Annotated in this window: 13 protein-coding genes; 5 read left to right on the forward strand and 8 right to left on the reverse strand. The window is 61.0% G+C overall.

Going from position 1 to position 12,645, the window contains the following annotated elements; all coding sequences use genetic code 11:
• Nucleotides 1-12: 12 nt before the first annotated feature.
• The 3 genes from rho to GRAN_RS03485 all read right to left on the reverse strand — a co-directional run bounded on the left by rho (nt 13) and on the right by GRAN_RS03485 (nt 3,763).
• The gene (rho, locus tag GRAN_RS03475; RefSeq protein ID WP_128911595.1) at nt 13-1,263 is read right to left on the reverse strand and encodes a transcription termination factor Rho; all 1,251 of its coding nucleotides are present in this window, start codon (nt 1,261-1,263) and stop codon (nt 13-15) included.
• A gap of 187 nt (nt 1,264-1,450) precedes the next feature.
• Nucleotides 1,451-1,678 (reverse strand): DNA-directed RNA polymerase subunit omega, encoded by a 228-nt coding sequence (locus tag GRAN_RS03480; RefSeq protein WP_128911596.1) that lies wholly within the window; start codon nt 1,676-1,678, stop codon nt 1,451-1,453.
• Nucleotides 1,679-2,167: 489 nt separating this feature from the next.
• The gene (locus GRAN_RS03485; RefSeq protein ID WP_128911597.1) at nt 2,168-3,763 is read right to left on the reverse strand and encodes a YifB family Mg chelatase-like AAA ATPase; all 1,596 of its coding nucleotides are present in this window, start codon (nt 3,761-3,763) and stop codon (nt 2,168-2,170) included.
• Between the two features lie 227 nt (nt 3,764-3,990).
• Here GRAN_RS03485 and GRAN_RS03490 point away from each other — a divergent pair, with 227 nt between their 5' ends.
• The 3 genes from GRAN_RS03490 (at nt 3,991) to GRAN_RS03500 (ending at nt 6,948) form a co-directional block, all read left to right on the forward strand.
• Nucleotides 3,991-4,941 carry a HEAT repeat domain-containing protein gene (locus GRAN_RS03490; protein ID WP_128911598.1) on the forward strand — a complete coding sequence of 317 codons (951 nt, stop codon included), beginning with the start codon at nt 3,991-3,993 and terminating at the stop codon, nt 4,939-4,941.
• Between the two features lie 76 nt (nt 4,942-5,017).
• Nucleotides 5,018-5,437: a hypothetical protein gene (locus tag GRAN_RS03495; RefSeq protein WP_128911599.1), complete on the forward strand. Its 420-nt coding sequence runs from the start codon at nt 5,018-5,020 to the stop codon at nt 5,435-5,437.
• 47 nt (nt 5,438-5,484) lie between these two features.
• Nucleotides 5,485-6,948, forward strand: coding sequence for an L-serine ammonia-lyase (locus GRAN_RS03500; RefSeq protein WP_128911600.1), 1,464 nt, complete (start codon nt 5,485-5,487; stop codon nt 6,946-6,948).
• 12 nt (nt 6,949-6,960) lie between these two features.
• Here GRAN_RS03500 and GRAN_RS03505 read toward each other — a convergent pair whose 3' ends face one another.
• The 4 genes from GRAN_RS03505 to GRAN_RS03515 all read right to left on the reverse strand — a co-directional run bounded on the left by GRAN_RS03505 (nt 6,961) and on the right by GRAN_RS03515 (nt 9,541).
• Complete coding sequence (locus tag GRAN_RS03505) at nt 6,961-7,491, reverse strand: hypothetical protein (protein ID WP_128911601.1); 531 nt, start codon at nt 7,489-7,491, stop codon at nt 6,961-6,963.
• Entirely contained in the window at nt 7,488-8,246 is a 759-nt protein-coding gene (locus GRAN_RS03510) for a hypothetical protein (RefSeq protein ID WP_128911602.1), read from the reverse strand. The genes GRAN_RS03505 and GRAN_RS03510 overlap by 4 nt, the downstream gene beginning before the upstream one ends.
• A gap of 36 nt (nt 8,247-8,282) precedes the next feature.
• Nucleotides 8,283-8,450, reverse strand: coding sequence for a hypothetical protein (locus GRAN_RS25375; protein ID WP_161570820.1), 168 nt, complete (start codon nt 8,448-8,450; stop codon nt 8,283-8,285).
• 242 nt (nt 8,451-8,692) lie between these two features.
• Nucleotides 8,693-9,541: a hypothetical protein gene (locus GRAN_RS03515; protein ID WP_128911603.1), complete on the reverse strand. Its 849-nt coding sequence runs from the start codon at nt 9,539-9,541 to the stop codon at nt 8,693-8,695.
• Nucleotides 9,542-9,632: 91 nt separating this feature from the next.
• Between GRAN_RS03515 and GRAN_RS03520 the strand changes: the two genes are divergently transcribed.
• Together GRAN_RS03520 and GRAN_RS03525 are read left to right on the forward strand one after the other, a co-directional pair.
• Nucleotides 9,633-10,634: an NAD(P)/FAD-dependent oxidoreductase gene (locus GRAN_RS03520; RefSeq protein WP_128911604.1), complete on the forward strand. Its 1,002-nt coding sequence runs from the start codon at nt 9,633-9,635 to the stop codon at nt 10,632-10,634.
• A 107-nt stretch (nt 10,635-10,741) separates the two neighbouring features.
• The gene (locus GRAN_RS03525; protein ID WP_128911605.1) at nt 10,742-11,875 is read left to right on the forward strand and encodes a citrate synthase; all 1,134 of its coding nucleotides are present in this window, start codon (nt 10,742-10,744) and stop codon (nt 11,873-11,875) included.
• A gap of 62 nt (nt 11,876-11,937) precedes the next feature.
• On the opposite strand, the gene GRAN_RS03530 is transcribed toward GRAN_RS03525, so the two are convergent.
• Nucleotides 11,938-12,555: a DinB family protein gene (locus tag GRAN_RS03530; RefSeq protein ID WP_161570821.1), complete on the reverse strand. Its 618-nt coding sequence runs from the start codon at nt 12,553-12,555 to the stop codon at nt 11,938-11,940.
• Nucleotides 12,556-12,645: the final 90 nt, after the last annotated feature.

Genomic DNA, 12,645 nt, shown 5'->3' on the forward strand with positions numbered 1-12,645 from the left:
CGTGAAGCTGGTTTACAGCGAGCTCATGTTGTGCAGGAACTCCTGGTTGTTGCGGGTCTTGCCGAGCTTGTCGGTGAGAAGCTCCATCGCCTCGACCGGGCTCAACGGGTTGAGCACCTTGCGGAGGATCCAAGTGCGCTGGAGGTCTTCCTTCGGGATGAGGAGCTCTTCCTTACGCGTTCCGGAGCGCTGGATGTCGATCGCCGGGAAGACACGCTTGTCGACGAGCTTGCGGTCGAGGATGACTTCCATGTTGCCGGTACCCTTGAACTCTTCGAAGATGACCTCGTCCATGCGGGAGCCGGTGTCGACGAGGGCGGTGGCGATGATGGTGAGCGAGCCGCCTTCCTCGATGTTGCGGGCCGCGCCGAAGAAGCGCTTCGGGCGTTGCAGGGCGTTCGAGTCCACACCGCCTGAGAGCACCTTGCCCGACGGCGGGACGATGGTGTTGTAGGCGCGGGCGAGACGGGTGATGGAGTCGAGGAGGATGACGACGTCGCGCTTGTGCTCGACGAGGCGCTTGGCCTTCTCGATGACCATCTCGGCGACCTGAACGTGGCGCGCGGCGGGCTCGTCGAAGGTGGAGGAGATGACTTCGCCTTTGACCGAGCGCTGCATGTCGGTGACTTCTTCTGGACGCTCGTCGATGAGCAGGACGATCAGGACGACTTCGGGGTGGTTCGAGGTGATGGAGTTGGCGATGGATTGGAGGAGCATCGTCTTGCCGGTGCGCGGCGGAGCGACGATGAGGCCGCGCTGGCCCTTGCCTACGGGAGTCAGCAGGTCCATGACGCGTCCGGAGATGTGCTCGCGGACTGTCTCCATCTTCACGCGTTCCTGCGCGTAGAGCGGCGTCAGGTTGTCGAAGAGAATCTTGTTGCGGGTCTCCTCGGGGCTCTCGAAGTTGATCGCCTCGATCTTGACGAGGGCGAAGTACTTCTCACCTTCGTGCGGCGGGCGGACGTTGCCGCTGATGGTGTCGCCGGTCTTGAGGTCGAATTTGCGAATCTGCGATGGGGAGACGTAGATGTCATCGGGGCCGGGCAGGTAGTTGTAATCGGGCGAACGGAGGAAGCCGTAGCCGTCGGGGAGGATCTCGAGGACGCCTTCGGCGAAGATGTGCCCCTCTTTTTCGCTCTGCGCCTGCAGAATCTTGAAGATAAGGTCCTGCTTGCGGAGTCCGCTGGTACCGGCGATATCGAGGCCGCGCGCGAGCTTGCCCAATTCGGCAATGTTGTGTTCTTTCAACTCAGAAATTGTCATGTTTTACCTGAAGATTTTTACTTTTTGGGAAGGAGAGATGGTTGAAGCGGAGGCGGGATCTGTCAGACGGGGAGTCGGGGACGAGGCCGGAACGCGTGGGAGTAGCAGAAATTGCGGAGTTGTTTGTGATTATGGCAGATTGCGGAGGGATTGTCGTGCAGGAAAACCGGGGTGAAACTGCCGCGCGTTAAGCTGCGCGGCGTTCCTGTGAACCAATAGCAGTGATCTTCTCAACGGGCTCGTTGGCGTCGTCCATGGGAATCGTGTCTTTGAAACGGTCCAGAACCTCATTCGTGGTGTCCTGAAGCCGGGTGTTCGGCTTGTGCAGCTTCCTCGTCGCCTTCGACGCAAGCTGACATAGCTCGTAGCGGTTTGTTACGTGAGTCAAAGCTCCAAAAATCAAATCCGAGCGCATAGCATTCTCCTTTTCTTGCCGGTGGACGTCATCGGTCCACTGGTCTCATTTCGAATACAAACTGTGTTGTTTTCTACCGCACACTCGTTAGACGCTAAAATCCGCGCTGACGACTCTTTCCCAGCCAAAAAGTTCGACTAACCTGTTTCAGACTGGTTTCAGACTGGGTCAAGGGATAAAAAGCACACACGACGGTCGCGGCGAGAGGTCAAAGACCACAGGCTAGTTCCAACGTTTTGTGCGGTTTATGCCAGAATCAGACTATCCGGATGAGAAGAGGCTTAAATGCAAAGACACGGGGGGAAAGCCTATCTCCGTGCCGAACCTGAGCCGCTGAACTCCTCTACCCACGCAGGCACAAAGGCAACGACACTCATGGAAAGTAAATCGTCCGGGGGGGGCGGGTCAATACTTTTTTTGGGAAGTTCGCCTGCGGGTAATCCCGGAAACGGAAGATTTTGAATCGAGAATCAGTCGAATCCGTGTTCGTCAAGACCAATAACTTCGATCAAGTGTCCGGTATTGGATCGCCTCCGCGATGTGTTTGACCGCGATATCCTGCACCCCTTCGAGGTCTGCGATGGTGCGGGAGACCTTGAGGATGCGGTCGTGGGCGCGGGCGCTCAGGCCCTGTTGCTGCATTGCCCGTTCAAGCAGCCTCTCGGCGTCCGAGGACAGCTCGCAGAAGACGCGAATCTGCTGAGTGGACATCTGGGAGTTTGAAAAGACTTTCCGCGAGACTGCTTTGGCGCTTCCCTTCGTCCGCTCCGCCGTCGCGCCAAAGCGCTCATGCTGGCGCTCCCGGGCTGCAAGGACACGCGCCCGGATCTCGGAAGAGCCCTCGCTGGCCGAGCCGCCCCGCAGTTCCTTATATTGCACTGCAGGCACCTCGATGTGGATGTCGATGCGGTCAAGCAGAGGTCCACTGACCTTCGAGACATATCGCTGAATCATCGGCGGCGTACACATGCACTCGCGGCTCTTATCGTTGAAGTAGCCGCAAGGACACGGGTTCATCGCCGCTGCGAGCATGAAGCGCGCGGGAAAGCTGAGGCTCATGGCCGCGCGCGTGATGGTCACCATGCCGTCCTCCAACGGCTGCCGCAGAACCTCAAGGACGTTGCGAGGAAACTCCGGCAGTTCGTCGAGAAAGAGCAGACCGTTGTGTGCGAGCGATACCTCGCCGGGACGCGGCATCACGCCACCGCCGATCAGCCCCGCGTCGGAGATGGTGTGGTGTGGCGAACGGAAAGGCCGGTGCGCCACGAGGCCGTCCTCAGCGTTCAGCACACCCGCTACCGAGTGGATCTTTGTCGTCTCGAGCGCCTCCTCAAACCGCAACGGCGCGAGAATCGAAGGCAGGCGCTTCGCCAGCATCGTCTTTCCGGAACCCGGCGGCCCGATCATCAGGATGTTGTGTCCGCCCGCCGCCGCGACCTCCAAGGCGCGTTTGGCGACGCCCTGCCCGCGTACGTCCTTGAAGTCCGCCGGGAAGTGTTGCATCTCGTTCAGCAGGTCGGTCGCTTCCACCTTGAGCGGCACGGCGGTGATCGCTCCGAACGCCGCCGCGTTCAGCAGTTCGCGGACTTCGGTGAGCGTCTTGACGGGGTACACATCCACGCCTTCGACTACAGCCGCCTCTTTCGCATTGCTCTCGGGAACGATGAGGTTGCGAATGCCCCTGGCCTTCGCAGCCACCGCGATGGGAAGCATTCCCTGCACGGCCCGCAGGCCTCCGTCGAGACCAAGTTCTCCGACCAGGAGGAAGTCGCTCATGTCCTTGATGTTGAGGCCGCCATACGCGCCGAGAATGCCGATGGCGATGGGAAGGTCGAAGCCCGAGCCTTCCTTCTTGAGGTCAGCCGGAGCGAGGTTGATGGTGATGCGGGTGGGAGGCAGACCGAAGCCGGAGTTCTTGATGGCCGCGCGCACACGGTCCCGACTCTCCCGGACCGCCGCATCCGGTAATCCGACCGTGTGGAACTGCTCTTCGCCAAGGGTGACGTTCGCGAAGTCGATCTCGACCTCGATGATGCTTGCGTCGATCCCATAGACCGCCGCACTGCGTACTTTGAAGAGAGACATAAGGTCGCCTGATCAATCCTGGAGGCAGAAGTTTGAAACGGAACAGAAGGAAGCTATGGGCCGGAGTCCGCCCAGTCTAGCACCGCGCCTGCGACCACAGAGGAGGCTGGCACATCAGAAGGATGCGAAGCCGATAAACTTCGCCACGTTTCCGCTGCCTCGTGACACACTATGTGAAATCTCCAAGCCAGCGAACGAAGATAGAGATTTTAGAAGGATTCGCACGCATGCAAGTGTTTCCCCGCTCCCTCCGCCTCGTCGCTTTCGCCGCCGTGCTCCTTGCCGCCACCTCGGGTCACCGGGCCTTCGCACAGAACAACGACGTCTCGTCCCAGGAGACCGATACGCCCCCCGGTCCGTTTGATCCAGGTCATAGTTCCGTTGCGGACGACAAGCAGCAGGCGTGGCTCATCCTCACCGATGCGTACAACGACAAGCACTCGCTGGTGCGCGTGCAGGCTTTGGCCGCGCTCGGCAATGTCGGGGACGACCGCGCCGCCAAGATGATCTCCGATGAGTTGAACGACACCGATATCGATGTGCGCACGGGCGCCGTGCTCGCCTGCGGCGAGGGACGCCAGCTTTTGCTCATCGGCAGGCTGCACGACATGCTCGACGACAAGGAGCCCGAGGTGGCGTTCGCCGCGGCAACGACCCTCTGGAAAATGAAGGACCACTCCGGTGAGGACATCCTGATGGCCGTCGCGAATGGCGACCGGCCTGCAAATGCGACGTTTGTGAACGGGACGATGCACACGATGAACAAGGACTTCCATAACCCGTCGACGCTCACCCGCATGGGCGCGCTGCAGGGAGCCAGCTTTCTGCTCGGTCCCTTCGGCTTTGGCATCACCGCGTACGAGGCGATGCGCAAGAGCGGAGGAAGCTCGGCGCGCGTGGTCGCGATCGAGCAACTCGCGCAGGAACGCACCGGCCCGGTGCGGGCACAGTTGCTGAGCGCGCTTGGCGATAAGGATCCCGGGGTACGGGCCTCAGCCGCGAAGGCGCTCGGTGATTACCACGAGCCTGATGTCGCTACGGCGCTGGCTAATCTGTTCATCGATTCGAAGCCACCGGTTCGGTATACCGCCGCGGCAGCCTATCTGCATTCGACCGGCGCGGCTCCGGCTCCGGCAACTCCACCTGCCGTAGCGAAGCCCGCCTCGAAGAAGCGCTGAATCGATCCGATCCATCAAAATTGACATTACTTCCGGGCCGGAGGATGGTAGCGTTCGACGCAGGAGTTCAACCAACATGCGTAAGTTCATGAGCCTGTTCGTCCTCGCTACCCTCTTCCTCCTTCCAACCATCCCGGTCCAGAGTCAAACCACTGCCCCTCCAGCAAGCATCTCCTGCGATGGAACTCCCGCCGCGGTGCGCGTCTCCGAGATCAAACCCGGGATGATGGCCGACTTTCTGAAGGCCGTTGACGCCCATCGCGCCTGGTATCGAGCGCACGGATTCACCGCCAACCAGATCTACGCCTCGCGCGTCTACGATCAAGGCCCCAACGCTCCGTTTTCCGAGACCGAGGTTCTCACCTTCCACGTCAATCCGCCGACGGCCAGCAGACCCGTGGAGCAGGACGATGCTTACAAGGCGTTCGTCAAGATGTACCGTGACACATCCAGCCTCAAGAACGAGTACCGCATCTGCATGCCGAAGCAGCCTTAGCCTGGAACGCCTTCCCAGGCGACGACCGCCGTACAATCGAGGCTGACGTGAACACAAGCCTCTTCGAGCTCTTCAAGATCGGCATCGGCCCCTCCAGCTCGCACACAGTGGGGCCGATGCGCGCCGCGCTAAGGTTTGTGCGAGAGCTGGATGAGGCTGGACAGCTTGATGCGACAGCGAGGCTGCGCGCCGATCTCTACGGATCGCTTGCGCTGACCGGCATCGGCCACGCGACCGACCGCGCGGTTCTGCTTGGGCTTCTCGGCGAGGCTCCCGATACCGTCGATCCTGCGCTCGTGGAGCAGCATCTTGCCGGCATCCGCGCTGCGGATTCTCTTGCCCTGCTTGGGCGTCATCCGATTCCCTTCAACGAGCCGCAGCATCTTCTCTTTCATCGCGACCAGATGTTCCCGGATCCAGGAGTGCCGACGCATCCAAACGGTATACGTTTCGCGGCGTTTGACGCAGCCGGTGCGCGGCTGCGCGAGGATGTCTTCTTCTCCGTCGGGGGCGGCTTCATTCTCTCGCGGGCGGAGTTTCATCCGGAGAAGGTCGCCACCAGCTCGCGCACCGTGCCCTACCCGTTTTCAAGCGCAGCGGAGTTGCTGCACATAGCCTCGGCCGAAGGGCTGACGATCGCGAATCTCCTGCTCGCCAATGAAGTGGCGCTGCTGGAGTCGGACGCTGCGATCAACCGGCCTCCGCCTCACCCCGAAGCATTCAACGGGACGGCCGAGGACCGAATTCGAGCGAGCATCCTCAGCCTCTGGCGCGTGATGCAGCAATGCACGGAGCGTGGAATCGCCACGCAGGGCATACTGCCCGGTGGGCTCAACGTGCGGCGGCGGGCGCACAGGCTGGCGGAGCGGCTCAACAACCCCCAGGCTCCCGATCCGCTCGCCGCCATCGACTGGGTGACGCTCTACGCCATGGCCGTCAATGAAGAGAACGCCGCGGGTGGGCGCGTCGTAACGGCGCCGACGAACGGCGCGGCCGGGGTGATTCCGTCGATAGCCCACTACTACATGCGGTTCATCGAGGGTCCGGGCCAGAGCACGCAGGAGGAGAAGCAGGATGGGCTGATCCGGTTCTTCCTCACGGCGGCAGCCATCGGGATTCTCTACAAGGAGAATGCCAGCATCTCGGGGGCGGAGGTTGGATGCCAGGGCGAGGTCGGCGTGGCCTGCTCGATGGCTGCCGGAGGTCTTGTGGCCGCGCTGAATGGCACGAACGAGCAGGTCGAACACGCAGCCGAGATCGGCATGGAACACAACCTCGGAATGACGTGCGATCCCATCGGCGGCCTGGTGCAGATCCCGTGTATCGAACGGAACGGCATGGGCGCGGTAAAAGCCATCAACGCGGCGCGCATGGCGATGCACGAGACCGAAGGCCACAAACTCTCGCTCGACCAAGTGATCGCGACGATGTACCAGACGGGGCTGGACATGCAGTCGCGCTACAAGGAGACGTCGCTGGCAGGGCTTGCTCTCAACATTATCGAGTGTTGAGTCGCCCGGTCGTCACGCTGCGGCGGCGAGGTAGGAGTACCGCCCCGCGTGGCTCGTCTCGTAAAGCGCGAGCAGACGCTGGCGCATGAGGTAGTAGGCGCTTGCGGCTTCCTGGACGTTGAACGGCCCGCGAACTTCGCCACGGCCGAACGCAAGGTTGAGCCCAAGCCGGAAGGTCGCGCGTTTGAGCAGGATCGCATCCCGGCGCATCCGTTCGGCGACGATTACGCTCTCGTTGAAGTTCCAGCGCTGCGCGTATCCCGCGAGCGCGATCAGGACGTCCGCGTTGGCGCGCATGCGCTGCAGGCCATCCGCTCCGCCGATCATGGTCCAGAGCTGGTCGGTCTCGATGCCGATCTGACCCTTCATCGGATGAAGATATTCGAGAGCGACCGAAGCGATGCCGTCAGACGGCAGGGGCTCGAGCTTCGCGACGAGATCCTCCCAACTCATGTTGGACAGCCGGGATGATTTGATGTGCGTCCTGACGAACGCGAACCCGATGCAAAGAATCGCTGCGGCAAAGAGGACGAGAAAGGTCATAGGGGAGGTCCGTCGACGCTTGTCAGATCGTATTGCACCCGGCGGTGGAGAGCAACAAGATAAGCGGACATCTCTGGAGAAAGTGGCGCGCGTGCCTTTTCCGGGAGGCAGAAGGTAACGATCCAGAAGCCCAGGACCGACAGGTAAACCCCCATCCGGAGATACGAAAAGACGACAAACTCTCGATCCCAGCCGAGGATGACATGCGCAAACTCCTCGAGCAGCGCGCTGAACGCCCATATCGCGATTCCCTGCCCAAGCGCGACCACGTAGCTTCGCCGCTGCAGGCCCAGCCGGTTTGCGGCCGCCGACATCGCGAGAAAAAGCTCGCAGGTGAGAAGCGAGGTGAAGACCGTCACTCGCACATTCCACAGGGCGAGGCCACGGGACTGCGGCGGACCAAGCTGCAGGGCGAGTCCGGCGGCCGCGACCAAACCAATCATTCCCCACACGAGAAACGAGTTCCTCGCATCGCGAACCCAGGTTCCGGTCGGACGCAGAATATCGCGGGCGATCTCATAGATCAACGCGACCTGGAAGACGTAGTCGGCGAAGCCGGTAATCCAGTAGGCGAGAAAGTAAGCGCGGTGGCTCGCATGGCGCGAGATCACGAAGAGAAGGATCGTGGTCAGCGCCTGGAAGCCCATCATGCCGGTGAAGATCGGATATTCCCCGGCACGCTTCCGGAATGCCAGGACAAGCACGAGGGCGACGTGACCGGCGAAGCCCGCCGCCCACAGTGCGTTGTCCAGCATGGAGACGTTCATCAGTGAGAGACCTGTCCCTGCGGATTAGACCCCTAAGACGACAGCAACAGTGTACGCAACAATGAATGCCGACGAAGCGGAAGCAGCGGCAGGAGGAGGATTCGTGCCCCACCGCTCAGCCTGGGCCATGGGAGCAGCGACGAGGGAAAGGGTGGCGGCGGCAAAGGTGAACGAACGGAGGAAGTTCTTCATGGTGTGGCTCCTTGGGGCGCAAAAGTGCGCTGCTCAAGCGTAGCTGGATGACACACCGTAGAAACAGAGATCATTTGAAGGCGTAGCGTTTGTCTCAAGAGTGAAGGAAGACGGTCTCGAAACAGACATATCTTCCTTTTAAAATGACCACTTCGGGACTGGTCTCGGCCTCGAAACTCACCATAAGAGCGTAAAAAGGGAGCGCCGTAGCGCCCCCTCTCGCCGGACGTGGAATGAACCAGTTACGGAACGGCAATTCCTTGAGGTGAACCTTTCGGCGTCGAAAGATATCCGGAGACCTGATTCTTGGCAATCGAATTCACGACGACCTCGTACAGCACCGGGGACTTGCCTGTATAGAATTGCACCGGCTCGTCGAGGCTCTTATCCTTCTTCTCGATGTTCTTGTCGTCCGCGCTCACGTTGAGCGTGAACTTCGAGTGCTTTTCGTCCGCCTTCTTCAACTGCAGCTTGATCGAGGAGAGAAGCGTTGGCTGCTGGCCCTTGTGCAGCGTGAACTCGTAGTAGTTGCGATCGCCCTTGTGCTTGAGCGTCTCGAGTTCGGAAGCATTGTGAGCGATGAGACCGCTCATCACACCCGCATCGCCTACGACCCGCGAAAGCTGCGTCTTTGTATCTTCAAGATCCTGCTTGGTCGAGGCTACGTCGGTCTTGACGCCGCCGACATCGTTCTTGACTCCGCCGACGTCGGTCTTCACGTTTGAAACATCGCTGGCAACCGCGCCAAGCTGTTTCTCCGTAGACTCCTGTTCTTTCTCGATCTTCGCGGCCGAGGCACGCTGCACGGCCATAATCGCGGCGGCGCGTGTTTCAATCTGCTTCTGGGTCATGCCGACGCTCTGACCCAATGTCTCGCTCGTCGCCTTGAGCTGTGCGTTCGTTGTCTCCAGTTTCTGAACGAGGTCCGCATTGCGGGCATCGGCCGCTGCGAGACGCGTCTCCGCCGCAGAAAGATGGTTCTGCAAGCCGTAGCACCAGACAAGGGCGCCAAGTCCGAGCAACACAGCAACCAGTCCGGCAATCAAGCCGCCCTGAACCGTTCTTTCTTCGACAACAACGTTCTCACTCATCGGAATCCCTCCACGTTCTTTCGACCGCGTCCACAGAAAAGCGGAAGCAGCGCTAAGAATACTCTGATCTTTCCCAAACTAGAATGGTTGGATGCGGTCTTCTGATTTCTGCATCGCGGGAGGGGGAATCATTGGTCTTACCCTCGCGCTTGAACTTCATCGTCGCGGCGCCGAGGTAACTGTCGTAGAACGCGACATCCCACTCAAGCAGGCCTCGCAGGCAGCTGCCGGCATGCTGGCCGTCCGTGATCCCGATAACCCTCCCGAGCTTCTTCCGCTCTCCGAGCTGAGCATCGATCTCTACCCTGCCTTCCTCGACCGGATCGAACGTCTTTCAGGGCAACGTGTTCCGTTCCAGACCACGGTCACGTATCAGTCAGTTGGTCATTCGTCCCTGAGGCCCGCGATCAATCTGCCCACGGGCCTCATCCCCGGCGACGACGGCCTTTCCCGGCTGGAGGAGCATTCGCTCGACCCGCGCCAACTTGCCCCGGCTCTGCTGACCGCTGTCCGCAACACGTCGGTCGTGATCCTCGACCACACGACCATCGAGTCGGCCCCACCCGCCGGCTGCCTGATCAGCACGCTTGGGCCATGGGGTGCGCCACCAGCGGCTCCTCGCAAGGGGCAGATGCTCGCTGTGAGCGTTCCCGCCTCGTTCGGCCTTGATTACGTTGTTCGAACCGAGCATATCTACATCGTTCCCCGCCTCCAGGGACCACGCGCCGGACAGGCTGTGATCGGAGCGACCGTGGAAGACGCCGGCTTCTCGACACACACGGAACCGGCCAGCCTGGCTCGCCTCCGCGGACTGGCTGCTGCCTTCCTCCCTGCGGTTGCTGATGAAACGGACTTTCCGATCGTCGATCACTGGGCAGGTCTGCGTCCCTACACGCCCGACAACCTTCCGATGCTCGGCGAGATCGAGGCGGCTGATCCCGGCAGTACAAAACGCTTCGTCGCGACCGGACACTACCGCAACGGGATCCTCCTCGCGCCCGCAACCGCTCATGTCATGGCCGAACTTCTTACGGGAGAGGTTCCTTCTGTCGACCTGTGTCGGTTCGCTCCGGGACGCTTTGGGAAGGCATAGCATCTTCGCACAACCTCACCGATATTCGCGCAGCCGCCGTGACAAGCGTTTCTCCGCTGCGCTATAACCGAAGGGTCTCGTGCGCACTAAGCGCGAAAGGATTGCCCATGTCCACTGCTGTCGCCTCTAAAGGTTTGGAAGGCATTGTTGCCACGACCTCGTCCATTTGCTGGATCGACGGTGACGCCGGTGTGCTCTCGTACCGCGGCATCGATATCCACGAGCTCGCAAGCAAATCGACCTTCGAAGAGACCACCTACCTGCTTTGGGAAGGTAAGCTGCCGACAGCCTCCGAGCTCGCCTCCTTCTCAAAGGAACTCGCGGAAGCTCGCGAGCTGAACCCCGCGGTCCTCGACTTTCTGCGCAGCGTGCCCACGACCGCGACTCCAATGGAGGTCCTCCGCACGGCCGTCTCGCTTCTGAGCATCTACGACGCCGATGAGAAGCTCTCCACGCATGATGCGAATGTTCGTAAGTCGTTCCGGCTCACTGCGCAGATCGCCATGATCGTTGCCGTGTTCGACCGCATCCGCAAGGGCAAGCCGGTCGTCGAAGCCGACAAGAGCCTCTCGCACGCAGCCAACTTCCTCTGGATGCTGAACGGCGAGAAGCCCTCCGAGACCGCGACCCGCGCGCTCGATATCGCGCTCATCCTCCACGCCGACCACGAACTGAACGCGAGCACCTTCGCCGCGCGCGTCATCGCCGCGACCCTCGCGGATCTGCACTCCGCCATTACGGGGGCCATCGGGGCTCTCAAAGGACCGCTGCACGGCGGAGCCAACGAGGCCACGATGCGCCTGCTCTATGCCATCGATGAAGCCGGAGCCGACCCGGTCGAGTATGTCCGGCAGATGTTTATCGAAAAGAAGAAAATCTCGGGCTTCGGCCACCGCGTTTACCATACCGAAGACCCCCGCGCGACCCACCTGCGCCGCATGTCGGAGGAGCTTGGAACCGCCGCCGGCAACACGAAGTGGTTCGACATGTCGAAGAAGATCGAAGCCTTCGTGAAGGGCGAAAAGAAGCTCAACGCCAACGTCGACTTCTACTCCGCGAGCACCTACACCACGCTTGGCATCGACATCGATCTCTTTACCCCGATCTTCGCCGTCAGCCGCATCTCCGGCTGGGCGGCCCACGTGATCGAGCAGCACGACGACAACCGCCTCATCCGCCCGCGCGCCGACTACACCGGCCCCGAGTACCCCGCACCCTACATTCCTGTCGATAAGCGCTAAGCAGGCGATAACGTCGTGAAGAAGGTGGCCGTGAACTCTCCCGGCCACCTTTTTTCCGAGGCTTACATCTTCTGGCTCGCCGGTGGCACGATCCCGTTCATCCGCAGATACTCCACGAGCTGCCCGTAGTGGTCGAAGCCATGCATGACGCCGTAACCGGCCATGGTTGCCCGTGTCTGGCTATTCGTTCCCAGCACCATCTCGAATGCATTCTCCAACGTCAGCCTGGCCACCGACTGGTGGGCGTAATCGAACGAAGCCTTGAGCGCCGCCACGAGATCGTCCTTGCTCGTGAGGCTTGCAATCGTCTTGGTGTCGACCGTCGTCTGAACGCCGCCAACCGCACGGAAGATGCCGTAGTTGGCCTGGGCGATGTGCGCGATCATCTGCCCGAAGGTGCGCACGCCCTCGTACTTGGTCGTCTGCGACCCGGTAAAGATGGCCTGGCTGGGCGCGAAGCTGTACTTCTCCGCCGGCATGGCCTGCGCGACGCCCATCATTTCTTGCTCGAACGAGGTCAGGAGGCCGTCATACGCCTTGGCCGGCGGGACTGTTGAGGAGGTAGCAGCGGGCCTCGTCTTGCCGTCCTGCAGTTGAGCCGCGGCGCTTGTTACACCGCATGTGGCCATCGCCACGATCGCAATTGTCGACCAACAATACCGTTTCACCGACATGTTCATTCTCTTCTCCTGCCTCTCTCGTTGCGGGTCATCCATATCACGTTGTTCTTAGCGCAGGCTCGCCTGGAAGACATCACTGAGACCTCGGCC

This window comes from Granulicella sibirica (assembly GCF_004115155.1).
Lineage (GTDB): Bacteria > Acidobacteriota > Terriglobia > Terriglobales > Acidobacteriaceae > Edaphobacter > Edaphobacter sibiricus.

Coding starts and splice junctions, on each gene's coding strand:
- rho (WP_128911595.1), bottom strand. CDS start 1,263: ATGACAATTTCTGAGTTGAAAGAACACAACATTGCCGAATTGGGCAAG.
- GRAN_RS03480 (WP_128911596.1), bottom strand. CDS start 1,678: ATGCGCTCGGATTTGATTTTTGGAGCTTTGACTCACGTAACAAACCGC.
- GRAN_RS03485 (WP_128911597.1), bottom strand. CDS start 3,763: ATGTCTCTCTTCAAAGTACGCAGTGCGGCGGTCTATGGGATCGACGCA.
- GRAN_RS03490 (WP_128911598.1), top strand. CDS start 3,991: ATGCAAGTGTTTCCCCGCTCCCTCCGCCTCGTCGCTTTCGCCGCCGTG.
- GRAN_RS03495 (WP_128911599.1), top strand. CDS start 5,018: ATGCGTAAGTTCATGAGCCTGTTCGTCCTCGCTACCCTCTTCCTCCTT.
- GRAN_RS03505 (WP_128911601.1), bottom strand. CDS start 7,491: ATGACCTTTCTCGTCCTCTTTGCCGCAGCGATTCTTTGCATCGGGTTC.
- GRAN_RS03510 (WP_128911602.1), bottom strand. CDS start 8,246: ATGCTGGACAACGCACTGTGGGCGGCGGGCTTCGCCGGTCACGTCGCC.
- GRAN_RS25375 (WP_161570820.1), bottom strand. CDS start 8,450: ATGAAGAACTTCCTCCGTTCGTTCACCTTTGCCGCCGCCACCCTTTCC.
- GRAN_RS03515 (WP_128911603.1), bottom strand. CDS start 9,541: ATGAGTGAGAACGTTGTTGTCGAAGAAAGAACGGTTCAGGGCGGCTTG.
- GRAN_RS03520 (WP_128911604.1), top strand. CDS start 9,633: ATGCGGTCTTCTGATTTCTGCATCGCGGGAGGGGGAATCATTGGTCTT.
- GRAN_RS03525 (WP_128911605.1), top strand. CDS start 10,742: ATGTCCACTGCTGTCGCCTCTAAAGGTTTGGAAGGCATTGTTGCCACG.
- GRAN_RS03530 (WP_161570821.1), bottom strand. CDS start 12,555: ATGAACATGTCGGTGAAACGGTATTGTTGGTCGACAATTGCGATCGTG.